The following is a 24,019-nucleotide window of genomic DNA, read 5'->3' on the forward strand; positions in this document are numbered from 1 at the left end:
GTGGCCCCGGGCAGCGGCCGGAAAGTGGCCAGATGGCCACATTGCGACGGGATCTTGCCAGCGGCCTCGGCGGCGACCACTATAGGGCGGGTGGCAGAGCGCAGTGAGCAACCCGACCTGAGCACCGGTGCCGAAGTAGTGGTGAACCGTCTGCTCGCCGAAGGCGTCGACGTGTGCTTCGCCAATCCGGGCACCTCCGAGATGCACTTCGTCGCGGCGCTGGACGCGGCCCCGGCGATGCGCCCGGTGCTGTGCCTGTTCGAAGGCGTCGCGACCGGAGCCGCCGACGGGTACGCCCGCATCGCCGGAAGTCCCGCGGCGACACTGCTGCATCTCGGGCCCGGTATGGCCAACGGCCTGGCCAACCTGCACAATGCCCGACGGGCGTTCAGCCCCGTGGTCAATGTTGTCGGCGACCACGCCACTTATCACCAACCCCTCGATGCGCCACTAGAATCCGACATCGACGCACTCGGACACTGGGCGCACGGCTCGGTACACCGGCCCGAATCGGCCGCCGGCCTCGACGCCGCCGTGCATGCCGCCGTGCAGAGCGCGACCGGGACGCCCGGATCCGTCGCCACCGTGATCCTGCCCGCCGACTACTCCTGGGGCAGTGCACCGCAGAACCCATTGTCGGACAAGGCATCTGAGCAACCGTCACCCCGAACCGAGGAGGAACTCGATATTGCCGCCGCCGCGGACCTGCTACGCGGCCAGGGGCAGCGCGCGGTCATGTTGCTCGGCGGTGCGGCGACCGATACCGACGGGCTGCGGGCGGCAGCGCGGATCAACGCCGCCACCGGGGCCCGCGTCCTGGTCGAGACCTTCCCGGCCCGGTTGGCCCGCGGGCAGGGAGTGCCTCCGATCGAACGCCTCGGCTATCTGGCCGAGCAGGCCACACAACAACTTTCCGGGGCAACGCATCTGGTGCTGGTCGGCGCGAAGTCACCGGTGTCGTTCTTCGCGTACCCGGGCAAGCCGAGTGTGCTGGTACCCGACGGCGCCGACGTGCAGACCCTGAACATCGACGATCTGGTGGGCCTCGCCGAAAAACTGGGTGGGGCTGAGCCCGTCGCACCGGAACCCGAACCGGCTGAGCTGCCGACCGGACCGCTCAACCCGCAAACTCTGGCCCAGGTGATCGCCGCACTCCTGCCCGAGGACGCCATCATCTCCGACGAGGCCAACACCAGCGGGGTCTTCCTGCCTGCCGCCACCGCGTCGGCACCGCGGCACGACGTCCTCACCCTGACCGGGGGCGCGATCGGGCAGGGCCTGCCCGTCGCGGTGGGCGCCGCCATCGCCGCGCCGCACCGCCCGGTCATCGCCCTGCAGTCCGACGGCAGTGCCGCATACACCATTTCGGCACTGTGGACGATGGCCCGCGAACAACTCGACATCACCGTGGTGATCCTGAACAACCACGCCTACGCGATCCTGCAGCTTGAGTTGCTGCGGGTGGGCAGCCAGGCCGATGGGGAGCGGTCGCGCTCCCTGCTCGACCTGAGCCGGCCCGACATCGACTTCGCCTCGATCGCACAGGGATTCGGTGTGCCGGCCACCCGCGCCACCACCGCCGAAGAACTGGCCGACCAATTCCGCGCGGCACTGGACGAGCCAGGCCCACACCTGATCGACGCGGCGCTGCCCACCTGGTCGCCAGGATGACGCACACCGTCGCGGTACTGGCGCTGCCCGGCGTCAACGCGTTCGACATGGCCACCGCCATGGAGGTGTTCGGCCGTGCCACGCTGCCCGGCGGGAGCCCGGCGTACCGAATCCTGGTGTGCAGCCCCGCCGAGATCACCGATGCAGGCCCCGTACGCATCCTCACCGACCACGGGATCGAGCGGCTGGCCGAGGCCGACACCATCGTGGTCCCGGGCTGCCAGGACATCGGTGCACCGGTTTCCGAGGACGTGCTCGCGGCCCTGCGTGCGGGGTTCGACGCGGGTGCCCGCATCGCCTCGATCTGTACCGGAGCGTTCATCCTGGCGGCGGCCGGGTTGCTGGACGGCCGCCGGGCCACCACGCACTGGTTGGCCGCAGACGTGTTCCGCGCCGCCTTCCCCGCGGTGCAACTGGATCCTGACGTGCTCTACGTCGACGAGGGGCAGGTGCTCACCTCCGCGGGGGCCTCGGCGGGAATCGACCTGTGCCTGTACCTGGTCGGACGTGACCACGGGGCGGCCGCGGCCGCCGACACTGCGCGGCTGGCGGTGGCGCCCCTGCACCGCGACGGTGGGCAGGCGCAGTTCATCCCACGAAACACGGTGGCGGCCAGGCATATCGGGCAGCGCACCGAACTCGACGACGTGCTGGCCTGGATCGACCGCGAAGCCCATCGCGAGCTGAGCCTGGCAGACATCGCCGCACGGGCCGCCATCAGCGTGCGTACCCTCAACCGGCGGTTCCAGGCCGAGACCGGGCAGACGCCGATGCAGTGGCTGACCGGGGTACGGATCCGCCATGCCCAGCAGTTGCTCGAAAGCACCAACGACGGTGTCGAACACATCGGCCGTCAGGTCGGGTTCGGTTCGCCGGCCAACTTCCGTGATCAGTTCCGCCGGCTCACCGGGGTCACCCCGCAGAACTACCGAAACACGTTCCGCCGCCTCAAGGTGAGTTGATCGTCCGGCGTGCCGGTCACGAGTTTCGGCGGCGCTTCTCCAACACCACGGCCGCGATCGGAATCCGCATCTCCTCGGGATCCGAGGCCAGCCGCGCCGCGATACCCGCATGCAGCCGGTCGTAGAACACCGGGACCCGATCGGGGGAGCCGCCGAGTGCCGCGCCCAGATCGGCGAACGAGGTGAACCGACAGAAATCGGCCCAGCGAGTACCGAAAGCGCTCGTGTTCCTGTCACCGCGGTAGGCGTTGAAGATGCGGTCCTCGGCGTCGAACAGCTCTACGTGCTGAACTTCCATCCGCTCGAACCGCCCCGACGGGGCGAACGGCGCGGCGAAATCCGCGGCACATCGACCGGCGATCGGCAGCGACATCCGGGCGACCTCGTCGGCGCTCACCACACCGTCGGAGACCAACTCGGCCAGCGTGCTGACCACCGACCGGAACAGCGGCCGATAACCGAAGTCACCTTCGTCATCCAGCGCGGTCGTCAACACCACCAGGCGACCGCCGGGGGCCAGCTCGCGGCCACGAAACGCGACGAACTCGTGCCAATCGTGCGCCGCCTGCCTGGCATAGGCCGTGCGCACCCGCTCATCCCGGCTGTACACCGCGACGACGTGATCTGCGACCGGCATCGGTACCCGGCCCAACCGCACGATCGCCCAGGCAGACCAACCCAGGTGCACGCTGTTCGACGGCAGGATCTGGCTGTAGAACGACCGGCCGATCGCCGAGCTGAAGGTGGCCGGATCCTTGTGCAGATAGGACTCCGGATCGTCCTCCAGGATCCGAAACATCGTGGAGAAGTCATTGTCGGCGGTATCGGTGTGCGTCACCAGGATCGAATGTTCGGGCCGCGTACGGCCGCGCACGGCGGCGATCGCGGCATTGATCGGCTGCATCGAATTCTGGGCGGTGCCTGCCCCGTAATCGGCGATGACGACGGGCTGTGGCGCGGCGGGGATCGGCACGGTGCGCGCAGCCAGCTCGAGGAGCTTGATCGCCGAACTCATTCCGGCGGTGTGTGGGCGGGGTGTGGTTCGGCGCGGCGCGGGCATGGCTAGCTTCGCCGCCGGCGCAGCAGCAATCCGATCAGAAGGCCCATGACGAAAATGATGACCAAGATGAACCACATCGGCGACTCGACGGTCACCCAGAGCACGTGCACATTCACCCGATCACGGTTCTGCGCGACGAAGATCGCAGCGAGGGCGACCAGGATCAGGGCCACCCAGTAGCGCAGCGCAACCCGCCGAGCCGGTCCGGTGGTCGCGGGTGCGTCGGTCTCGTCGCCAGCCATATCCCGACCGTAGCTCTCGAGTCGTCGGCCGTGACAAACTTCGGCCATGAACAGCCGTCGGTCTGCCCCGCGCGCCGCGATCGTGACATCGATCTGCACCCTCGCCATCGGCGCTGTCGGCCTGTTCGTGATGATCTTCCTGAACGCGTTCGTCCTGGACGAGTACGACGCCTACGGAGAGGTGCCGATCCCTGGAACTGCCATCCTGAACCTGCCGCAGGGCGAGGTGACCGTCAGCCTTCACACCATGGTCACCGGCTCCGGAAGCGGCCTGCCGGTTCCGCCGCTGCGGTTGAACGTGTCCGCACCCGATGGGGCGGCGGATCCGGTGGTGACCGAAAGCATCGGCGGGACAACCACGGTCAACAGTGACGCCCGGGTCAGGGTATGGGTCATGCAGGTGCCCACTGCCCGCGCCTACGAGATCAGCGTCGACGGCCAGGTCCACGGCTACATCAACCCACGGCTGGCTTTCGGGCACGGCAGTCGATACGGCTGGTTGGCCTGGCTGTTCGGTGGACTGACCGCAGTGGGTGCGCTGGGGTTGATCGCCGGCGTGTTGTGGTCGGCGCGGCAGAGCAAGCGGGCGCGCCCCATCTCAGGTGTGGGACTGGGAATGATCCCGCCGCAATCCCAGGTGACCACCGGCTACCTGCCCGGCAGCTATCAGCCGACGGACCAGGCGATCAGGCTCGAGCAACTCAAAACGATTGCCGCGTTGCGTGATACCGGAGCACTGACCGAGGCGGAGTTCGAGGCGGAGAAGCGCCGGATCCTGGACAGCTGAAGCCGTCGGGAGTCGGCTAGGCAGCCTGGGTCGCCCAGCCCGACCGTCGGAAGGACCCGGCCGGAATGAATCGCTCCAAGAGCGCGTCGGCGGGCTCACCGGCGAACTCGGTGATCAGCTGCTTGGCGGCGGACGCCGAGGTGAGAGACTCGACCGGCCGGGGATCGTCCAGCAGGCCAAACAGTTTCGAGGCGAATCGGGAGCTGCCCTGCGCAGCGGCGAAGAAAAGGTTGCCGTATTCGGCCAGCTCCGGATCGGCCAGGAACAACCGGGTCACCAATTGTGCGGACCGCACCCGATGCGCATAGAACTCCTCGAAGGTGGCGCGCAGCCAGGCCTCGTCGAACCGGCCGTCGTGTGCGGCGGCCTTGCGGACCAGACTGGCGGCATGGACCAACCCGCCCTGAGCGCCCTGGCCGGCGATCGGGTCGAACGACACCGCGGTATCGCCGAGCGCGGCCACGGGATGACCGCTCGCGGTACGGCCCACCCCGGACCGGACCACCTGGGTGACCGCACCTTTCAGCCAGGAGTGCGGATCGCCCTCGACAGGCCTGAGCGCACTTACCTCGGGTAGATCCCAGTCGATGTAGTCGCGATGCAATGCGGTGACGACGTCGAGTGCTGCCTGTGCGCTGTCGGCGGCGGCGAAGCGGCGTTCCCAATCACTGCCCGGCCGTGCCCAGCCCAGGAACGTCCACGTGGGGCCGGCGTCCTTGTGCAGGTATCCGCCCCACCATGACTCACCCTGATCGGTCACCACCGTGAACGCGTTGTGGCGCCCTCCGGCATCGCCGCGGTGAGCGAAAACATCTGGACCGTAAGGCAATCCGGAAAGGGTCACGGTCAGCAGGCTGCGCTGGGGACGGTCGTAGGCGGAGCGCTCGACATCGACCGGGAACAAGGACGACAGCCCGCCGCGGCCGGTGGCCACCAGCGTCAAGTCGGCGCCGGCGGCGATGGTGTCGAGTCGCGCCGGGTCAACCGCCTCGACCACGAACCGTCCCCCGCGCTGCCTGAACAGGTTCAGCCGGTCGTCGGCCTTGAGGCGGGTGTCCACCGCCACCCCGACAAAACCGTCGAAGTCGGCGTCGAAAGCGATCTCCTCCGCACGGTCCGGACCAGATCCGGCGACCACCCGCACGCTCTGCCCGGTCGAGGTCGGGGCGGTGGCCAGGTAGGTGTTGAGCCCGAGGGACTCCTCGGCCCGCTGGGCCTCGCCGAAGATCAGGGCGGTGCCCGTGGCCGGAACGTCGTCGCGCAAGCTGCGCTGATCGCGGTCACTGTAAAGGGTGACGTCGAATCCGTTGTCCAACAACCCGAGTGCTGCCGTCACGCCGGTCTGCCCAGCACCGATCACCGCCGCAGTACGTCCATCCGAACTCGTCATGGCTGTCACTATGGGCGCGCCGCGCGTGTGCGTTAAGGAACTGACTCAGCGTGATCGCAATGTCGCTAGACGGGTGTGGCGCCGATCATCGACATCAACGGGTCGGCGGGGCCGATGTCGAGGGTGCACTCGGTGGGGCGTGGATCCGGCACGAAGGCCCAGAACATCGCACCCGCGGCGCCCATTGTGCGCATCCTGGCGATGGCATCGCCGAGGACCTGCTTTCGGTCACCCAGCGATACGCAGAAACCGGCCTGCATGCCGATCTCGGCGGCGAACAACGGCTTGCCCACCGCACGTGTTTGGGCGACGCGCCGCTGCAGCCCGTCGTACGGGTCTCCGGGCAGATAATCCGTGTGTTCGTAGTAGTGGTACTCGAGCACGTCCACGCCGGGGGATGCGGCCACCATCTCGAACTCGTGTCCCGCCGACCCGCACTGCCCGCCGCCGGCGTGACCGCTGAAAATAACGGTGCCAGGGTCCAACTCGCGGATCCGGGCGCCGGAGACGTCCAGGAACGCGCGCAGTGTCTCCGGCGCGGCGGCGTGGCAGCTGCGCTTGGTCCAGTGGCAGGTGTGGTCCAAGCAGTAGGACGGCTCGGGTTCGCCCACCGCAGTCCACCCGGCAAGCGAAGGGGAGCCGCCCCATCGTTTGACGGCGGTGTCCAGCCACGCGGCGAAGGTCATCGGAAGACCGTGCGACACCTCGGTGCGCCAGCCGCCCGCATACCAGTCGTAGTCCTTGAAATAGTCGTTCTCGCAACCGCCGTCGTCACTGGTGAGCACCGCGATCAGGAGCTGCCCGTGGCGTTCGGCGGCCCCGAACACCGCATCGAGCGAGGTGAAATCGAGCTGACCGGTGAACTTGTTCACCGCGAAGCTGGAATAGGCGTTGAAACGCGTCACCGAATGTGGTGGCAGGCTGCCGAAATACGAGTCGAGATCGACTTGCGCGCCACATCCCGCATTGATGGACCAGTTGGTGGCCAGCTGGTAAGCGTTGATGCCGATCGGCCACACCGGTTTGCCGTCGAGCGTGAGCGAGGTTCCAGAGACTCCCAGCCGGGGGATCGGCGCCTGGCCGCCTGTCGGCGGAGCGGTCAGGCTGGGCAGCGGAGGCATCGGCTCGGGCGCCGAAGGCGAGCAGGCCATCGCGACCAGCAGTGCCACGCAGAGCAACACCGCGGTACGAAATGGCCTGTCGACCATTGACTCAGGCTATCGACTCACGTGCCGTTGCACGCGTCAATGCCCCCGCGCAACCCATTCGTCGTAGTGGACGATCTCGTCACCGATGGTGGTGGTGTCACCATGGCCGGTGTAGACGACGGTCTCCCCGGGCAGCATCCCCAGCCGCTTGGAGATGGAGTCCAGGATGGTTGGGAAGTCCGAGAACGACCGTCCGGTGGCACCCGGGCCGCCCTGGAACAGGGTGTCGCCCGAGATCACCGCGCCCAGTTCGGGGATCGACCAGCAGACCGAGCCGGGGGAGTGACCCGGGGTGTGCAGGGCGTGCAGTTCGATGCCGCCGGCGCGCAGCACCTGGCCCTCCTCGACCGTGCGGAAGTCGTTGTCGGGGTGCACGACTCGCCACAGCATCTCGTCGGCGGGGTGCAGCAGCACCGGTGCGTCCAGTGCCTTGCCCAGTTCGGGGGCGACGGTGATGTGGTCGTTGTGGCCGTGGGTGCAGACCACTGCGACGACGTTGCGGCCGCCTACGGCCTCGATGATGGGAGCGGCGGTGTGGGCGGCGTCGAACACGATGACGTCACTGTCATCCCCGACGAGCCAGATGTTGTTGTCGACGTCCCAACTGCCGCCGTCGAGTTCGAACTTGCCGCTGGTGACTACCCGCTGGATCTGCGAAGGTCCGCTCATTTCTTCAACACCACCACCGAGCGCAGTACCTCGCCGGAGTGCATCTTGTGGAACGCATCCTCGATCGCATCCAGCCCGATGCGCTCGGAGACGAACTTCTCCAACGGCAGCCGGCCCTGCAGGTACAGGGAGATCAGGGTGGGGAAGTCGCGTTCGGGCAGGCAGTCGCCATACCAGGAGGACTTCAAAGATCCACCGCGGGAGAAGAAGTCGACCAGCGGCATCTCCAGCGTCATGTCCGGGGTCGGCACACCGACCAGCACCACGGTGCCGGCCAGATCACGCGCATAGAACGCCTGCTTCCAGGTCTCGGGGCGGCCGACCGCGTCGATCACCACGTCGGCGCCGAAGCCGTCGGTCAGATCCTGGATGGTCGTTACCGCGTCGAGCTCACGGGCGTTGATGGTGTGGGTGGCCCCGAAATCGCGGGCCCAGTCCAGCTTCTTGTTGTCGGTGTCGACGGCGATGATCTTCTTGGCGCCGACCAGTGCGGCACCGGCGATCGCGGCATCGCCCACCCCGCCACAGCCGATCACCGCGACGGTGTCGTCACGGGTCACCGCGCCGGTGTTGATCGCCGCGCCGATGCCGGCCATCACGCCGCAGCCCAGCAGGCCGGCCACGGCCGGGTCGGCCTCGGAATCGACCTTGGTGCACTGACCTTCGTGGACCAGGGTCTTGTCGGCGAACGCGCCGATGCCCAGCGCCGGGGTGAGTTCCGTTCCGTCGGTCAGCGTCATCTTCTGGGCGGCGTTGTGAGTGTCGAAGCACAGATGCGGGCGGCCGCGTTTACAGGCGCGGCATTCGCCACACACCGCACGCCAGTTGAGGATGACGAAGTCGCCGGGTTCGACGTGGGTGACTCCCTCGCCGACCGATTCGACCGTGCCTGCGGCCTCGTGGCCGAGCAGGAACGGGTATTCGTCGTTGATACCGCCCTCGCGATAGGTCAGGTCGGTATGGCACACGCCGCAGGCGATGATGTCGACCACCACCTCACCGGGCCCCGGATCGGGGATGACGATGTCGACCAGTTCGACCGGCTGACCTTTGGACCGAGAAATCACACCACGCACCGTCTGGCTCATGCCTATAACCTAATGCAAACCGGACAGGTGTCCAATTAGTGGCCGGATCTTCGTCGCCCACTGAATCTCGGCCTGGTGGAGCGTCCGCGCGTTACCGTGGGTTGTGGTCGACGATCGAACCCAATTGCTGGTGGTCGCACGCTCGGCGTATCGGCGAAATGACTGGCGCACCAGCTATGAATCCTTCAGCCGCGTCGACGGGGTGCAGACCCTCGACACCGATGATCTTGCCGTATACGCGTCGGCAGCCTGGCGTCAGGGGCACGGCCGCGAATCCGTGCGGATCAACGAACAGGTGCACACCCGCCTATTGCGTACCGACCCCGTGCAGGCGGCGATGAAGGCCGCCGAACTCGGCCTGGCCTGGCTGGCCCGCGGTCACCTTGCGCTGGCCCGCAGTTGGGGGCAAAGAGCGCAGGTTCTGCTCGACGGCGTTCCCGAGACCACCGCGCACGGTTACCTGGCGTACCTGCTCGCGGTGATCGCGGCCGACGCCGGCGAGCCCGAACACTTCGATACTGCGACACGCCAATTGGCGGTCATCGCGAAGAACTTGGACGATGCCGCCCTGCGCACGCTGGCGCAGGCGCTCACCGGCACGGCCGCCGTGGCCGCAGGCGATCCTGCCGGCTCCCGGGCCCTCGATCAGGTGCTGCTGCCGGTGCTGGACGAGCCGGTGCCGGTGGAATGGGCCGCCGATGTCTACCGGCGCGCGCTGACCCTGGCGCACCGGCAGGGCGCAGGTGACCGCGTCGCCTCCTGGGCGCAATCCATGCAGCGCTGGTGTGACGCCACCGAGCCGGAATCGACCCAGTCGGCATATCGTGCGGTGTGCGACGTGCACCGCCTGTCGGTAGTCGCCGATCCGGACCCGCGGGATCTGGTTCGGCGGGTGGTCGGTCTGCGCCGGCTCGTGGCCGATGTGGATGCCGTGGCCGCGAGCATGGTCGAGGAACTGCTTTCCCGGAACCTGGGGGACCACCGATAGATTGGGCGCGATGAGCGCTGCCGATGTCCTCAAGCTGATCGACGATTGGCCGGTCGACGCGGCGGCCGCAGCGGTGGTCGGCCCGTCCGGTGTGCTGGCCGGCCATGGTGACCTGAGCAAGGCCTTCACGCTGGCCTCGGTGACCAAACCACTGGTGGCCCGTGCCGTTCAGGTCGCGATCGAAGAGGGCGCCGTCGAACTCGACACCCCGGCCGGCCCGCCCGGTTCGACGATCCGTCATCTGTTGGCGCACGCATCGGGGGTGGCCATGCGGTCGGCCGAGGTGCTGGCCCAACCCGGACAGCGACGCATCTATTCGAACTACGGATTCGAACTGCTGGCGCGTGCGGTCGAGGCCGCCGCCGACATCGAGTTCGGCAACTATCTGACCGAGGCGGTGTTCGAGCCGCTGCAGATGTCGGCTTCCACGTTGCTGGGTGGGGCCGAGGCGGCCGGGTTCGGCGGAGTGTCGACGGTGGCCGACCTGGCGATGTTCGCCCGGGAGCTGTTGCGGCCGGGTTTGGTGTCCCAGCAATTGCACGATGAGGCGGTGACCGTGCAGTTCGGCGGCCTTGACGGGGTGCTGCCGGGGTTCGGTGTGCAGCGGCCCAACGACTGGGGGCTGGGCTTCGAGCTCCGGGACGACAAATCGCCGCACTGGACCGGCTCGGCAAACTCGCCACGTACGTTCGGGCACTTCGGCCAGTCGGGGACGTTCCTGTGGGTCGATCCGGCCGCTGACCTGGCCTTGGTGGTACTGACCGACCGCGATTTCGGGGACTGGAGCTACCCGCTGTGGCCCGCGATATCTGATGGAGTGCTGAGAGAAAACGGCACAGACTAGCGCAACACTGGCCACACAAGGCACAATAGACACGCGCGACACACACAACTGGATGCTCGATCGGAATACCAGGCCGTTGGGGAAGACGTCCCTCGTATCCCGAAGGAGTAGCAGATGCGTGCGTCGAACCAGTTCGCCGACGCGGCGACGGGCGTGGTGTATGTCCATGCCTCACCCGCGGCGGTTTGCCCGCATGTTGAGTGGGCGTTGTCGTCGACCCTGTCGGCGCGGGCGAACCTGAAGTGGACCCCGCAACCGGCCATGCCTGGCCAGTTGCGCGCGGTGACCAACTGGATCGGGCCCGTCGGCACCGGGGCGCAGCTGGCAAATGCCCTGCGCTCCTGGTCAGTGCTGCGCTTCGAGGTGACCGAGGACCCCAGCGCCGGCGTGGACGGGCACCGCTGGTGCCATACCCCGCAGCTGGGCCTGTGGAGCGGCGCGATGAGCGCCAACGGCGACGTTATGGTCGGCGAGATGCGACTGCGTTCGCTGATGGCCGGCGGCGCTGACATGCTGGCCGCCGAACTCGACACCGTGCTGGGCACCGCGTGGGACGAGGCCCTCGAGCCCTACCGCAACGGCGGTGATGGCGCTGAGGTCTCCTGGCTGAGCCGGGGCGTGGGGTAGCGCGTCAGCTACGAGCCCAGAGGCAGTAGCCGCTGAGCTTCACCGTGAACATGTGATCGCTGACCTCGACGGTCAGCGGTTGGCCCGGGGCCGCCGTCGAGGTTTTGGGGCCTGATGTACGGCCCGCCGCGACTACGTCGACCACCTCGGCACTGCAGTGGGCCTCGGCGGTCTGCGGCGTCGCCGTCCAGGTTCCTCCCTGGGCCTCCGGATTCCGGCGGCCCTGCCCGTGCAGGATGAGTTCGGGCCCGGTGGTCAGCCACCGATCCGACGAAGGATAGGGGCTCCCGAACGCCTGCCACCTGCCGTCCGCGCACTGCAGCAGCCGCCGGTCGTTACCGATCTGCCCCGGATCGGTCGGAGTCAGCGCGCCGGCAAGACTTCCGGCACACGACGCCTCCGGCTGAGGAGCCGTGGTTTCGGGTGGGCCGGGTGGCACCGGCTCCGGATCGGCGTGTGCACAGGCACTCGTGGACAGTCCGGCGACCACGGTCAGGGCTGCCGCACCCAGCGCCAACGCTCGACACATCGTCTACACCGAGACGGTCTTCATCGTGGACACGTCGGTCTGCATCAACTGCACGTTGTACGCACCCCAGTAGGAAAGGTTGTAGTACAGGTACTGCGAGTTGTCCTCCACGACATTGCCGTTGGCGTCGACCTTGTTGAAGTAATCGGTGCCCGACATCGGGTGGACCATGGGCGCGTACATGCCGGTGTTGGACGTCAGGTTGTTGTTCACCAGCGTCGTGGTATCCGACCATTCACCCTGCGGTGAATCGGATACCCGCATCACCACATTGTTGCCGCCATCGGTGTAGAGCACCACGTACTTGCCCAGGTACTCGTTGTACTGCACCGACATCTCGCTGACGTTGCCGCCCGTGGGCAGGCCGCCGACCCAGATACCGTTCGCGATCTTGGTGAACAGCCCGAACGTGAAGAAATCCGCGACCCGGTACACCGTCGGCAGGAAATCGGTTCTGCTGGAACCGAACACCGGCACCGCCGCCGATGGATCACCGGAGACCCACTGCCCGGCACCGCTGGAATCCTCACCCGCCCAGTACTCATACGCATCCAGGTTGGTGATCTGATCCTTCTCGACCCGGGCCACATACGCCGAACCCTGCCTGCCCGACGGTGTCCCGTACACATAGACATAGGGATCGGTCGGGTCGTCCGACATCACCAGGGCGTTCTGCTGGAAGTGTTCGTCACCGGGGACATAGGCCGGGCCCGCGCGGAACCAGCCCGACGAACGGATGGTGTCCGGGTCGACCGTCCAGGTTTTGCCGCCGTCCGTGGAGTAGGCGATTCCGGAGTAGTTGGTGGTCCAGCTGCCCGGGTTGTCCCAGGTGCGGATCGACATCACGGTGGCGTACTGCGTGTAGCCGCCTTCGGCAGTGGGGTCATCCTTGATCGCGATCGCCGAGGTCGGGATCATCGTGTAAGTCCGGCCGAAGAGCCCGTCTTGCCCCGGGTCGTAGATGATCTGGGCGGCTCCCGCCGGGGCGCCGCCGGTGCCGTACCACGTCGGTGTGCCCGGGACGCCGGGTCCCGCGCCCGCGTGGATCAGCGCGTCGCTGAACTGAAGACCGTTGGACAGATCGGTGTCGATGGAGCGGAACAACACGTTGTTGCGCCAGTCGCCGGTCATTCCCGGCCCGCTGTAAGTGTCGCCGAACAGCGTGTAGATGATTGCTTTTCCGGTCGCGGGATCGGTGTAGCCGCTGTTCCACATGATGCCCAGATCCGTGCCCGCGACGTACCAGTGGTCCGTGTAGCCGGGCCCGGTGACCCAACCGAGCTTTTCGGTGTAATTCGCCAGCGACGCCGGAACCTGAGGCTTGGGGGTCAGGTCATCGGTCTGTGCGGCCGTATCAGGGCTGACCGCGGCCATCGGCTGGATCTCTCCCTCGGCGACCACCGAGGCGGCGTCGTTGGCCGAGATGACGCGGGAACTCAACGGGTTCATCGACCGCTCGAATTCCCTACGCGTCCAGGCCATCATGGCCCACAGGGCGGGGGACTGAGCGGGTGCCACGGGGCTGGTCCCGGCACCGAACGGGGACAGGCCGGCGGCGCTCAGCAGCGCCGTGACCACTGGCGGAGCGGTGATCTTCGGAACGGCGGGCTCGGGCGCGGAGATGGGCACGACGGTCTTGTCCGGTGACGCGGCCGGGACGTCGAGTGTGGTCACCGGTGTGCGCAGCGTCGAGAACGCGTCGCGGCTGCGCTCGGTGATGTCCTCGGTGGTCTCCTGCAGCCGTACGTCCACGGTGTCGGCAGGTTCGGTGCGCTTCAGCCGTGGCCCGGTGGCGGGGGTGTCGGTGATGGTGCCCTGAATCTTGCTCCGGACCTTGCTCGTCCGGCTCCGCTGCGGAGTGCGCGTGGAGTCCAGCCGGCTCTGTGTCTTCTTGATGGCGTCACCGATGTCGTCCAGGCCGGACTCGACCTCCTTGCGGACCCGCTCGCCGATCCTCGACAGCGTGTCGGAAGGTGTGGCACCGGGTTTCTTGGTCTTCGAGGGTTTGCTCGGAGTCTTCTTCTCCGCCGAACTCGAGGTGGTGCCGTCGGAGCTCCCCGCGCTCGATTTGCCAGGATCGCCCGATCCGCCTTCGGCCCAGGCGATTCCGGTCCCGGAGGTCAGTGCCGTTCCGATGCCGAGAGCAACGGCCAGCGCACCGACGCGGCCGATGTATTTGGTCGATTCCATGACGCTCCGTACCAGTCCACTCACTCAAACCCCGGCCCAAACGAAAACGTACCGTGTGCCGTTCATTGCATCGGGCAAACACGCCGATTCGCAGCATGTGGCCTGAACTGCCAAGGAATGTCACCTGATCCGGTAGTGAGCGGGATCAGGCTCGGACAGCATGCGGGTGAGGGTGGACCGGTCGAACGGCCACAGGTCGATGGTTCCGGCGTCGGTGATGTACCAGGAATTGCACCCGGTGTTCCATACCGTCGGCCCGAGCCCGTCGGCGACCGCGGCGTTGAATTCGTCGGTGGCCTGTTCGGTGACCTCGACTTCGGAGACCTCGCCGTTCTCGAACCGCTTGAGCCAGGCCACGATGTAGCCGGCGGTGAGCTCGGCCGAGTACTGCAGCGGGATCGACCCGGTCGGCGAGTTCGGGCCCAGCACGGTGAACAGGTTCGGGAACCCAGGGATTGCGGTCATGCGGTACGCCCGGGGGCCCTTGACCCAGGCATCATCGAGCGTGATGCCGTCGCGGCCCACGACCGTCATGGGCCGCATGTAGTTGTGCGCCTGAAATCCGGTGGCCAGCACCACGACATCCACATCGTGGTGAGTGCCGTCGGCAGTGCGGATACCGGTAGCGGTGAACTCCGCGATGGGATCGTCGATCAGGCTGGCGTTGGGCCGCTTGATGGCGCGGTAGTACGAGCCCGAGACCACCTGCCGTTTACACAGCGGCTCGTAGTCCGGGGTCAGCTTCGCGCGCAGCGCACGGTCGCGGACCTGGGCGGCCAGACTCCACCGGGCGTAGGCCTGCACCAACTTGCGCCGCCACGACGGCGTGGTGACGACATCGGCGAGGATCCCCGCTCCCCATTGCAGCCGCCGGAACAGGAAGTCATGCCATCCAGGGCGCCGGCGCAACACCTTCGCCAGTACCGACGACTGCCGCAGCGACATCGGTGCCCACAGGATCCACTGCGGTGACCGAGCGAAGTGCAGCAGTGCCCGGGCCTTCGGCTGCAAAGCCGAAACCACCTGCACACCGGTGGATCCCGTGCCGATCACGGCGATGCGCCGACCGTCGGTCGCCACATCCGGATCCCACCGTGCCGTGTGCACGATCGGTCCGCCGAAGGTCTCCATGCCGGGAATCTCGGGTACCGACGGGTGATGCAACACCCCGGTGGCGCAGATGACGAAATCGGCGGTCAGGGTGTCCCCGTCACGTGTGGTGAGCGTCCACGACGTCGTGGTGCTGTCGTATCGGGCCTCGGTGACTTCGGTATTGCACCGCAGATGGGCGTCGAGCCCGAATCGTTCCACGACGTCGCGGTGATAGCGCTGGATGTCACCGCCGTTGGCCCAGATGTGGCTCCAGTCCGGTTTGGGTGCGAACGAGAACTGGTAGATCTGCGACGGGACGTCGCAAGTCAGTCCGGGGTAGCGGTTCCAGTGCCAGACGCCACCGACGTCCGAACCCTTTTCCAGGATCGTGAAATTGGTGAATCCGGCCTGTTTGAGCGTGTAGGCCGTGGCGATGCCTGCCATCCCGGCGCCGATGATGACGACGCGGGCCTCGCGACTCATCGGGCCTCCTCGCCGACGACGAGCGCCCGCCGGACCGTTGCAGGTGCGGTGCGCATCGACGCCTCGAATGCCGACCGTCGTCGGCCGCGCCGCATGAAATGTGAACCGAGCCCGGCCAGATCCGCCGCATCGGGCCGGATGACGACGACCTGCGTGCCACGCGCCCGCACCGCGGCCACTTCGCGGTCCAGCCCGGCCGACATCGGTCGGCGCAGCAGTGCATGCTCCAGCCTTCCGCCGAATCCCGGTGCCCGCATACCCGGTTCGGAGGCCATGGGAGTGATGACGTAGATGACGTCTGCCTCGTCGCGGCCGATCAGATCGACCGACGCGGTCGACGCGGCGCCGCCGTCGACGAAGTGCCTGCCGCCGATGGTGACCGGTGGCATCCATCCCGGCACCGCCCAGGACGCGCGTAGCGCTTCGCCCACGGTGGCCACAGGTGCGCCGGGCGCCCCGAATGCGACGCGCTCGCCACGCTGGTAGTCGAAGGCGACCATCCGGACACCGGCGTGGGGCAGCCACCCCGAGGCGCCCGAGAACCCGTCGGCCAGGCGCTGCAACCAGTCTGGATTGGCACGCCCCACGGGAGCGATGCCGGTGGCGGCGGCGAGACCTCGTTGACTGCCGAGCAGTCGCGGGTTGAGCAGGCGGGGTGCCGGGACGGGCGGCAGGCCGGCTGGAGTGTCCGCGACATGCCGGCGCAGACGCTCGTCGGCGGAGGTGCCGCGCTGCATGGCGACAAGGTCGCTCACCGTGGCGCCGCCGCCCAGCATCGTGATGAGCTCGGCTCCGGCCGACGTGCCCTGCATTATCGCGGCCTCGCGCGGATCCCACCCCGTCTGTTCGGCAAGGGCGTGCAGTGCCGCGACCGTCCAGGCACCGCCGATGGTGCCACCACAGCCGATCACCAGTGCCGTGGTCATGGTGTCGCCTCGGAATCACGCTGTGTCGCATGAGATTTCGACTGCCGTTCGAGACGCTGGACATAGGTAAAGCGGCCGTGCTCGTCGACGGCGGTCAGGGCGCGGCGGTCGTCGACCTTGCCTCGTACCGCGCGTTGAAGAAATTCGGGCACCAGGGCATCGACGAGGGCCCACCCGGGAGCGACCCAACCCGGCACCGAGGTCCGGGCGGCGTGGGTGCGGACAGTCTTGAGGATCGCCCGCGCGACGTCATCGGGATCCACTGTGGGCAGACCGTTTCCGAGTGGCACACCCGAGGCGAGTTCGGTGCGGACCGCTGACGGCAGTACGGCCGACACCGAGACCCCCGTGCCTGCGTACTCACGTCGGGCAGCCAGCGAAGCGCCCAGTGCGGCGAACTTGCTGGCGTTGTAGGTCACCATGCCCGGGATCGGGATCATGCCTGCCATCGACGCCACATTGACCACGTGACCGTGACCGCGCGCCACCATCGACGGGACGACGGTGCGCATGCCGTTGAGGACCCCTCGCACGTTGACGTCGAGGATGAGATCGGTCGTCGCCTCGGATTCGGCGTCGAACGCACCAAGTGGCATGACCCCGGCGTTGTTGACCAAGATGTCGACACTGCCCGATTCCCGGACAGCGTCGGCCACGAAGCGCTCCCACGACGACCGCGACGTGACATCGAGGTAGGCCGCCCGGCAGCGGGGGAGACCGGCTGCGGTCGTGGCCGCCACATCGGCGTCGACATCGCCGATCCATACTGTGGCACCACGGGCGGAGAACAGCTCCGCCGTCTTGGCGCCAATGCCGCGTGCCCCGCCGGTGACGATCACCACCGCCCCGGTCATCGGCGTCTGCCGCTGTGAAAACCGCACGTCATGCCTCCCCTGAGGTCTCTCGCGACCATTCGAATACTCACGGTATCTGAATACTTTGAGTTAAATCAATACCCAAAGTCCGCTCCGAACTATCATCAGCGCATGCCGCGGCTGACCAGGGCTCAACGCCAGGAACAGACGCGGGCTGAACTCCTGCAGGCCGCCAAGCGGCGCTTCCTGAGCCACGGTTATGCCGCCACGAGCCTCGAAGACATCGCCGACGACGCGGGCTTTTCCAAAGGTGCGGTGTACTCCAACTTCGGCAGCAAGCCGAACCTCTGCCGCGATGTCCTCGAGCTGATCCACCGCGAGAAGTTCGCCGAGATGGCCGAACTCGCGATCTCCGATGCCGAGCTGGACAGCCGCGTGGCGGCCCTGAGCGCCTGGCTGGAGCGCACCGCGGGTGATGTCGGCTGGACCATGCTCGAGCTCGAATTCGCGGTGCTGTCTCGGAACAATCCCGAACTCGCCGAAATGATCACGGCATTGCGCAACGAGGCCGCACAGATGGTCATCGACGTACTGCAGTCGATGTCAGCCGAACTCGGCCTCACCGAAGCGCAATTGGAGCACAGTGAGGTCGCGGCGAGCCTGGAGGATCTCGGCAACCTGCTGCTCAGCGCTGGGATCGGCCTCGGCATCCAGCGGGCCATCGACCCATCGGTGCCGGCCCGGCCGTTCACCGACGCATTCGGGCATCTGGTGAAACTGCTTGCCGCCCTGGGATCGCCGAAGTAACCCAAAGGAGTTCGAATGGTATTACCGGCCGCCGCGCTGTCGACACGACGCCCCAGTCGCAGATCCCGAGCGTGCTACGCCATCGCCCGCCGAACGCTGCTGGTGCAGGTACGTAGATCAGTTGCCTACCAAGGGGATCGGGCCGTCGAGGATCGCCTGGCCTCGATCGGGCGTCGCATCGACGCGCTCGCGCGGTTGCAGCGCCTCCGTCCGCGGCGCGGGCTGCGGACCAGCCGCATCACGCTCGGCCGGGTCACCGTCGAGACCGTCCGTACCGCGGAATCGGCTCACCGTGCGCTCTCGGACGGCGTCATCCTCTACCTGCACGGCGGAGGATTCTTCCTCGGCGGCTTCGACACCCACTCGCATGTCGTCGTCGCGCTTGCCCGCCGGACACAACTGCCCGTGGTGCATGTCGAATACCGCCAGCACCCCGATGTGACCGTCGACGAGTCCGTCGCGGACTGCCTGCGCGTATACCGCTGGTTGATGGATCAGGGTGCGGACCCGGCCACCACGGTCGTGGCCGGTGACTCGGCCGGCGGATTCCTGTCATTCGCAACTGTTCTCGCCGCTGCGGCGCAGGGGATGGGCACACCGGCCGGCGTCATCGGAGTCAGCCCACTGCTCGAACTCGACGGGGAACGCCGCTCCGGCCATCCCAACTTCGCCGAGGACCGGATGGGGATCGGCCTTGCCCTTCCGATGATCGTCGAATGCGTGGGCCCGAAGAACTCGGACGGGCATGCCCTGTCACCGGTCAACGGGGTACTCACCGATTTCCCGCCGAGTCTGATCATCGCGGCGGAATCCGAGGCGCTGCGTTGTGACGCCGAACGCATGCATGAGGTGCTGACCGATGCGGGGCGGTCGTGCACCCTCAAGGTCTGGCCCGGTCAGCTCCACGCCTTCCCGGCGTTCCTGCCGTTTCTGCCGGAGAGCCGTGAGGCCCGCGACTGCATGGTCGAGTTCATTCAGGACTGCTTGGGCACCAGCAAGCGCAGCGCACCCGCCACCGCGGACACCGTGACGGGCAGCGGGAGCGCGAAATCCCCGTCGGCGTAGGCGTTGATGCCTGGGCATTCCACGTGGATTGTCTTGGCGCGCTTGGTGGTCACCTCGTCGAGATCGACATGAGTGCCCTTGAAAACGGTGGGGAACAGGCGGACCAATCTCGTGCGGGACGCCGATGTGATCATCGTGACGTCGAGCAGCCCGTCCGAGTGGTCGGCGCCGGGACAGATCAACATGCCGCCGCCATAGCTGCGGGTGTTGCCGAACGCGGCCAGGGTGAGGTCGGTGCGGATCTCCGGGCCGTCGTCGAAAGTCAGCCGGAACGGCAGCAGCCGTAGCTTCGAGATCTCGGCGAGCATCGCGACGTTGTAGCGCATTCGCCCGTGGGGCCAGCGCATCCGGTTGGTCCGGTCGCTGACCAGGGAATCGAACCCGGCGGCCATCACGGTGCCGAACCACTTGACCGCGCCAGAGGTATCCACGATGCGGCCGAGGTCGACCGTCTCGGTGTGACCGTCGGCGACGATGTCGGCTGCGGCCTCGGGATCGCCTGTCGGTAACCGGTATTCGCGGGCATGGTCGTTGCCGGTGCCGGCGGGCACGATGCCCAGCGGGACGTCTCCGGTGGCCAGCGCCTGCAGGGCGAGCGAGATCACCCCGTCGCCGCCGACCACCACCAGGGCGTCGGTGCCGCGGTCGAGCGCCTCGTCGACCAGGCGGCGGGCATGGGCGGCGTCGGTCCCGACGATCGCGCACACATCGATACCGCGCCGCTGGAACTGCGCGACAGCCCGTTCGGCCGCGTGCGGCGCATTCCCGTGCCCCGACATGGGATTGGTCAGGACCGTGACCTGCTTCACGGAATCAGCTTGCCCGGGTTGAGGATTCCGGCCGGATCCAGGGTGGCCTTGACGGCGCGCAGTACCTCGACGCCGAGGTCGCCGATCTCCGCACGCATCCAGGGACGGTGATCCGCGCCGACTGCGTGGTGGTGGGTGATGGTGCCGCCGCCTCGAACCATGGCATCGGACGCGGCCTTCTTCGCGGCCTGCCACTGCTCGATCGTATTGCCGCGCTGGGCCGCGACGACGGTGAAGTAAAGCGAGGCACCGGTGGGGTACACATGCGAAATGTGACACATCACCAGGGCCGGCGTGCCGGATTCGGCGAGTGAGGTGGTCAGCGCCTCGGTCACCGCGGCCTTCAGTCCGGCCAGGTTGGACCACGTGGTCGCGGTCTCCAGGGTTTCGCACAGCGCACCGACGGCCAGCAGCGAATCGCGCAGATACGGCGCATTGAACCGGCCGTGTTCCCAGGCCCGGGCCGGCGCGTCACCGAGCGACGTGCCACCGTGGGCTTCGAGCACGGCGCGGGTCTCCGCGTGGCGGCTCTCGGTGTGCGCCTCGGTTCCCTCGAACAACGTGACGGCCAGGCAGCCACCCGTAATGCTCTGCTCACCAATGCTTTCCGTGGTCGCCAGGTTCACCCCGGTCTCGGCCTCGTCGGACAACCGGATCACCGTCGGGCCGGTCCCGGTCTGGGTGACGGCCCGCAGCGCTTCGGCGCCCGTCGCGAAATCGGGGAAAGACCACGCTTCGTAGCGGGTGGTCGCCGGCACCGGATGTACCCGGACCCGGACCCGGGTGATGACCCCGAACACCCCTTCGGACCCGAGCAGCAGTTGCCGCAGATCCGGTCCGGCGGCCGAGGCCGGGGCGCGGCCGAGGTCGAGCGTGCCGGCCGGGGTGACCGCGCGCAGGCCACGGACCATGTCGTCGAAACGACCGTATCCGGCCGAATCCTGCCCTGAGGAACGGGTGGCGGCGAACCCGCCGATCGTGGCGAACTGGAAGCTCTGCGGAAAGTGTCCCAGCGAGAAGCCCTGTGCGCCAAGCAGTGCTTCGGCCTGTGGTCCGGTGACGCCGGCACCGAGCTCGGCCTCACCGGCGACCTCGTCGAGGCTGTGCAGGGAGTCGAACCGGCGCAGGTCGAGTGTGACGACGGCAGCGAATTCACCGCGCAGCGGATCCAGCCCACCCACGACGCTCGTCCCGCCGCCGAACGGGACGACCGCGATCCGTTGCTCGGCGCAGTGCGCCAGGATCGCGGCGACCTCATCATCCGAACCCGGGAGCAACACCGCGTCGGGCGCATCCTGCACCCCGGAGTCGTTGCGGCGCAGCAGATCCAACGTCGACTTCCCGCCGGCGTGCAACAGCCGTGACATGGAGTCGGTACCGCAGTGCTGGGGGCCGACGATCGCGGCGAGGGCGTCTCGGTCGCCGTCGGACAGTGCCGATGGCCGCAATTGCACCTGCGCGGGCGCCAGCTCGGCCGCCGGTGCGGCATCGACGCCCAGGGCCTGCTGCAGCAGGGACCGGATCCCGTCGGAGAGCGGCTTGGCTGCCTGCGGGTCGCCCCAGGCATTCCACTTCATCGGAGGCAGAAACTGTTCAGCCGGCTGAGTCATGCGTTACAGTATTACACATGATGTCAATCAGTAACGATAGATCGCTGAGCGACCAGATCTTGGAAGCCGCCGCCAGCTGCGTGCTGGCCTTCGGTGTTGACCGCGTGACGCTGGCCGAGATCGCCCGGCGGGCAGGTGTCAGCCGCCCGACCGTGTATCGGCGGTTCCCCGACACCCAGTCGATCCTCGCCGCGCTGCTCACCGCGCGGGTGGTCGGTGTCCTCGATACGACCGAGGTAGGTGGTCCGGGCCGTGCGGCGCTGGTCGATCGCATCGTGACCGTGGCCGCGCGGCTGCGCCACGACGAGGTGATCATGGCGGTCCTGCACTCGGCGCCGGAAGTGGCGATGGTCTACATCGCCGAGCGACTGGGCACCAGTCAGCAGATCCTGATCGATGCACTGGCCGGCGAACTCAAGCTCGCACAGGAGGCCGGTCGCGGGGACGACCGCGTCCGGGCCGGGGATCCCCGCCAACTGGCCACCATGTGCCTGCTCATCACACAATCGGCGATCCAGTCCGCACAGATGGTCGAGCCCATCCTCGATGCCGAGACCCTGGCCGGCGAACTCGCCCACGCCCTGAACGGATACCTGGCATCGTGACCGGCCCGACAGCACTCAACCGCGCCAGGCGCACAACCGAATTGGCCGCCCTGGCCGACGGAGAACAGCTCGACGTGATCGTCATCGGCGGCGGCATCACCGGGGCCGGCATCGCGCTGGACGCCGCCACCCGGGGCCTGCGGGTGGCCCTGGTGGAGAAACACGATCTGGCTTTCGGGACCAGCCGGTGGAGTTCGAAACTGGTCCACGGCGGTCTGCGCTACCTGGCCACGGGCAATGTCGGGATCGCCCGCCGCAGCGCGATCGAACGCGGAATCCTGATGACCCGCAACGCGCCTCACCTCGTCAAGGCCATGCCGCAACTGGTGCCGCTACTGCCGTCGATGAGACGCGCGTCGCGCGCGTTGGTGCGCACCGGATTCATCGCAGGCGACGGTTTGCGCAGGCTCGCCGGAACCAGCCCGGCGACCTTGCCGCGCTCGCGCCGGGTGGACGCACGTCGCGCGGTCGAGCTGGCCCCGACCGTTCGCACCGAGGGACTCGACGGGGCCTACCTGGCCTACGACGGCCAGCTGATCGATGACGCCCGGCTGGTGGCCGCCGTCGCCCGAACCGCGGCCCAGCACGGGGCCCGCATTCTCACCCGGGTCTCGGCCGCCGCGGCCGGTGCCACCTCGGTCCGACTGACCGACGAACTCAGCGGCGATTCCTTCGACGCGACGGCGCGGGTGGTCATCAACGCCGCCGGGGTGTGGGCCGGCGACCTCGACCCGGCGCTCACACTACGGCCCAGCCGCGGTACGCATCTGGTGTTCGATTCCGCGGCATTCGGCAATCCCACTGCGGCCCTGACAATTCCGATACCGGGGGAGTTGAACCGGTTTGTCTTCGCGATGCCCGAGCAGCTCGGCCGCGTCTACCTCGGCCTGACCGACGAAGACGCCCCTGGGCCGATTCCCGATGTGCCGGAACCGACTCCGGCCGAGATCGCGTTTCTGCTCGACACCGTCAACACCGCGCTGGCCACAGACCTGACCACCGCGGATGTGCGCGGCACCTACGCGGGGCTGCGTCCACTGATCGACACCGGAGAGGGCAACACGGCCGACGTGTCCCGCGAACACGCGGTGGTGGAATCGGCCGGCGGCGTGATCAGCATCATCGGCGGGAAGCTCACCGAATACCGGTACATGGCCCAGGATGTCCTGGACCGGGCGCTGGCCCTGCGCGGGCTGTCCGCGGCGGGCTGTCGCACGGCGAACCTGCCGCTCGTCGGTGCGCCGGCCAATCCGGTGTCCACGTTGCGCTCCGAGCACGCCCTCCCGTCCTCGCTGGTGGCCCGGTACGGCGCCGAGGCCCCCAACGTCATTGCCCGGGCCCGGTGTGCTCGCCCCACGGACCCTGTGGCCGACGGAATCGACGTCATACGTGCGGAATTCGAGTACGCCGTCACCCACGAAGGGGCCCTGTGTGTCGATGACGTCCTCGACCGGCGCACGCGCATCGGTTTGGTGGCGGCCGACCGGGATCTCGCGAGCGCGGCGGCCGCCGAGATGGTCGCCGAGTTCGGGCAAGGCGAGTAGTCCACCGG

General features: G+C 67.8%; 23 protein-coding genes. 10 read left to right on the plus strand and 13 right to left on the minus strand.

From position 1 onward, the window contains the following. Positions 1–90 precede the first annotated feature (90 nt). Together BN2156_RS02620 and BN2156_RS02625 are read left to right on the plus strand one after the other, a co-directional pair. The gene (locus tag BN2156_RS02620) at positions 91–1,671 is read left to right on the plus strand and encodes an acetolactate synthase large subunit (protein ID WP_235625190.1); all 1,581 of its coding nucleotides are present in this window, start codon (positions 91–93) and stop codon (positions 1,669–1,671) included. Beyond that, complete coding sequence (locus tag BN2156_RS02625; RefSeq protein ID WP_090509923.1) at positions 1,668–2,633, plus strand: GlxA family transcriptional regulator; 966 nt, start codon at positions 1,668–1,670, stop codon at positions 2,631–2,633. Before BN2156_RS02620 ends, BN2156_RS02625 begins: the two co-directional genes overlap by 4 nt. 16 nt (positions 2,634–2,649) lie before the next feature. Here BN2156_RS02625 and BN2156_RS02630 read toward each other — a convergent pair whose 3' ends face one another. Beyond that, complete coding sequence (locus tag BN2156_RS02630) at positions 2,650–3,648, minus strand: class I SAM-dependent methyltransferase (RefSeq protein WP_090509926.1); 999 nt, start codon at positions 3,646–3,648, stop codon at positions 2,650–2,652. 47 nt (positions 3,649–3,695) lie between these two features. After that, positions 3,696–3,935 carry a LapA family protein gene (locus BN2156_RS02635; protein WP_090509929.1) on the minus strand — a complete coding sequence of 80 codons (240 nt, stop codon included), beginning with the start codon at positions 3,933–3,935 and terminating at the stop codon, positions 3,696–3,698. A 46-nt stretch (positions 3,936–3,981) separates the two neighbouring features. On the opposite strand from BN2156_RS02635, the gene BN2156_RS02640 reads away from it, so the two are divergent. Then, complete coding sequence (locus BN2156_RS02640; protein WP_090509931.1) at positions 3,982–4,722, plus strand: SHOCT domain-containing protein; 741 nt, start codon at positions 3,982–3,984, stop codon at positions 4,720–4,722. Between the two features lie 16 nt (positions 4,723–4,738). Here the strand turns inward: BN2156_RS02640 and BN2156_RS02645 are convergent, their stop codons facing one another. The 4 genes from BN2156_RS02645 to BN2156_RS02660 all read right to left on the minus strand — a co-directional run bounded on the left by BN2156_RS02645 (position 4,739) and on the right by BN2156_RS02660 (position 9,077). Next, positions 4,739–6,112, minus strand: a complete 1,374-nt coding sequence (locus BN2156_RS02645) for a styrene monooxygenase/indole monooxygenase family protein (protein ID WP_162490718.1) — start codon at positions 6,110–6,112, stop codon at positions 4,739–4,741. Positions 6,113–6,177: 65 nt separating this feature from the next. Next, entirely contained in the window at positions 6,178–7,320 is a 1,143-nt protein-coding gene (locus BN2156_RS02650; protein ID WP_090509937.1) for a hypothetical protein, read from the minus strand. A gap of 36 nt (positions 7,321–7,356) precedes the next feature. After that, positions 7,357–7,989 carry an MBL fold metallo-hydrolase gene (locus BN2156_RS02655; RefSeq protein WP_090509939.1) on the minus strand — a complete coding sequence of 211 codons (633 nt, stop codon included), beginning with the start codon at positions 7,987–7,989 and terminating at the stop codon, positions 7,357–7,359. Then, positions 7,986–9,077 carry an S-(hydroxymethyl)mycothiol dehydrogenase gene (locus BN2156_RS02660; RefSeq protein ID WP_090509942.1) on the minus strand — a complete coding sequence of 364 codons (1,092 nt, stop codon included), beginning with the start codon at positions 9,075–9,077 and terminating at the stop codon, positions 7,986–7,988. Before BN2156_RS02660 ends, BN2156_RS02655 begins: the two co-directional genes overlap by 4 nt. 103 nt (positions 9,078–9,180) lie before the next feature. Here BN2156_RS02660 and BN2156_RS02665 point away from each other — a divergent pair, with 103 nt between their 5' ends. The 3 genes from BN2156_RS02665 to BN2156_RS02675 all read left to right on the plus strand — a co-directional run bounded on the left by BN2156_RS02665 (position 9,181) and on the right by BN2156_RS02675 (position 11,536). Further along, a complete protein-coding gene (locus tag BN2156_RS02665; protein WP_210436564.1) occupies positions 9,181–10,065 on the plus strand; it encodes a chemotaxis protein CheY in 885 nt (294 codons plus the stop codon). A gap of 10 nt (positions 10,066–10,075) precedes the next feature. Beyond that, positions 10,076–10,909, plus strand: coding sequence for a serine hydrolase domain-containing protein (locus BN2156_RS02670; protein WP_162490719.1), 834 nt, complete (start codon positions 10,076–10,078; stop codon positions 10,907–10,909). 114 nt (positions 10,910–11,023) lie between these two features. Then, on the plus strand, positions 11,024–11,536 hold the full coding sequence (locus BN2156_RS02675) for a DUF3145 domain-containing protein (protein ID WP_090509946.1): 513 nt from the start codon (positions 11,024–11,026) through the stop codon (positions 11,534–11,536). A gap of 4 nt (positions 11,537–11,540) precedes the next feature. Here BN2156_RS02675 and BN2156_RS02680 read toward each other — a convergent pair whose 3' ends face one another. The 5 genes from BN2156_RS02680 to BN2156_RS02700 form a co-directional block, all read right to left on the minus strand. Continuing rightward, positions 11,541–12,065 carry a hypothetical protein gene (locus BN2156_RS02680; RefSeq protein WP_090509947.1) on the minus strand — a complete coding sequence of 175 codons (525 nt, stop codon included), beginning with the start codon at positions 12,063–12,065 and terminating at the stop codon, positions 11,541–11,543. Between the two features lie 3 nt (positions 12,066–12,068). Further along, entirely contained in the window at positions 12,069–14,255 is a 2,187-nt protein-coding gene (locus tag BN2156_RS02685) for a glycoside hydrolase family 183 protein (protein WP_090509950.1), read from the minus strand. Between the two features lie 120 nt (positions 14,256–14,375). Further along, on the minus strand, positions 14,376–15,830 hold the full coding sequence (locus tag BN2156_RS02690) for a flavin-containing monooxygenase (protein ID WP_090509952.1): 1,455 nt from the start codon (positions 15,828–15,830) through the stop codon (positions 14,376–14,378). Continuing rightward, complete coding sequence (locus BN2156_RS02695) at positions 15,827–16,756, minus strand: patatin-like phospholipase family protein (RefSeq protein ID WP_090509957.1); 930 nt, start codon at positions 16,754–16,756, stop codon at positions 15,827–15,829. The genes BN2156_RS02690 and BN2156_RS02695 overlap by 4 nt, the downstream gene beginning before the upstream one ends. Next, a complete protein-coding gene (locus tag BN2156_RS02700) occupies positions 16,753–17,610 on the minus strand; it encodes an SDR family oxidoreductase (RefSeq protein ID WP_090515380.1) in 858 nt (285 codons plus the stop codon). Before BN2156_RS02700 ends, BN2156_RS02695 begins: the two co-directional genes overlap by 4 nt. A gap of 132 nt (positions 17,611–17,742) precedes the next feature. Here BN2156_RS02700 and BN2156_RS02705 point away from each other — a divergent pair, with 132 nt between their 5' ends. After that, positions 17,743–18,378: a TetR/AcrR family transcriptional regulator gene (locus BN2156_RS02705; RefSeq protein ID WP_090509958.1), complete on the plus strand. Its 636-nt coding sequence runs from the start codon at positions 17,743–17,745 to the stop codon at positions 18,376–18,378. Between the two features lie 15 nt (positions 18,379–18,393). After that, positions 18,394–19,443, plus strand: a complete 1,050-nt coding sequence (locus BN2156_RS02710; protein ID WP_090509961.1) for an alpha/beta hydrolase — start codon at positions 18,394–18,396, stop codon at positions 19,441–19,443. Here BN2156_RS02710 and BN2156_RS02715 read toward each other — a convergent pair. Both BN2156_RS02715 and BN2156_RS02720 read right to left on the minus strand, forming a co-directional pair. Further along, positions 19,353–20,252, minus strand: coding sequence for a diacylglycerol kinase (locus BN2156_RS02715; RefSeq protein WP_090509964.1), 900 nt, complete (start codon positions 20,250–20,252; stop codon positions 19,353–19,355). The genes BN2156_RS02710 and BN2156_RS02715 overlap by 91 nt on opposite strands. Then, entirely contained in the window at positions 20,249–21,829 is a 1,581-nt protein-coding gene (locus BN2156_RS02720) for an FAD-binding oxidoreductase (protein WP_090515382.1), read from the minus strand. The genes BN2156_RS02715 and BN2156_RS02720 overlap by 4 nt, the downstream gene beginning before the upstream one ends. Before the next feature lie 50 nt (positions 21,830–21,879). On the opposite strand from BN2156_RS02720, the gene BN2156_RS02725 reads away from it, so the two are divergent. Together BN2156_RS02725 and BN2156_RS02730 are read left to right on the plus strand one after the other, a co-directional pair. After that, on the plus strand, positions 21,880–22,467 hold the full coding sequence (locus BN2156_RS02725) for a TetR/AcrR family transcriptional regulator (protein WP_090509966.1): 588 nt from the start codon (positions 21,880–21,882) through the stop codon (positions 22,465–22,467). Then, positions 22,464–24,011 (plus strand): glycerol-3-phosphate dehydrogenase/oxidase, encoded by a 1,548-nt coding sequence (locus BN2156_RS02730; RefSeq protein WP_090509969.1) that lies wholly within the window; start codon positions 22,464–22,466, stop codon positions 24,009–24,011. The genes BN2156_RS02725 and BN2156_RS02730 overlap by 4 nt, the downstream gene beginning before the upstream one ends. Positions 24,012–24,019: the final 8 nt, after the last annotated feature.

Origin of the sequence: Mycolicibacterium neworleansense, from assembly GCF_001245615.1 — a bacterium.
Lineage (GTDB): Bacteria > Actinomycetota > Actinomycetes > Mycobacteriales > Mycobacteriaceae > Mycobacterium > Mycobacterium neworleansense.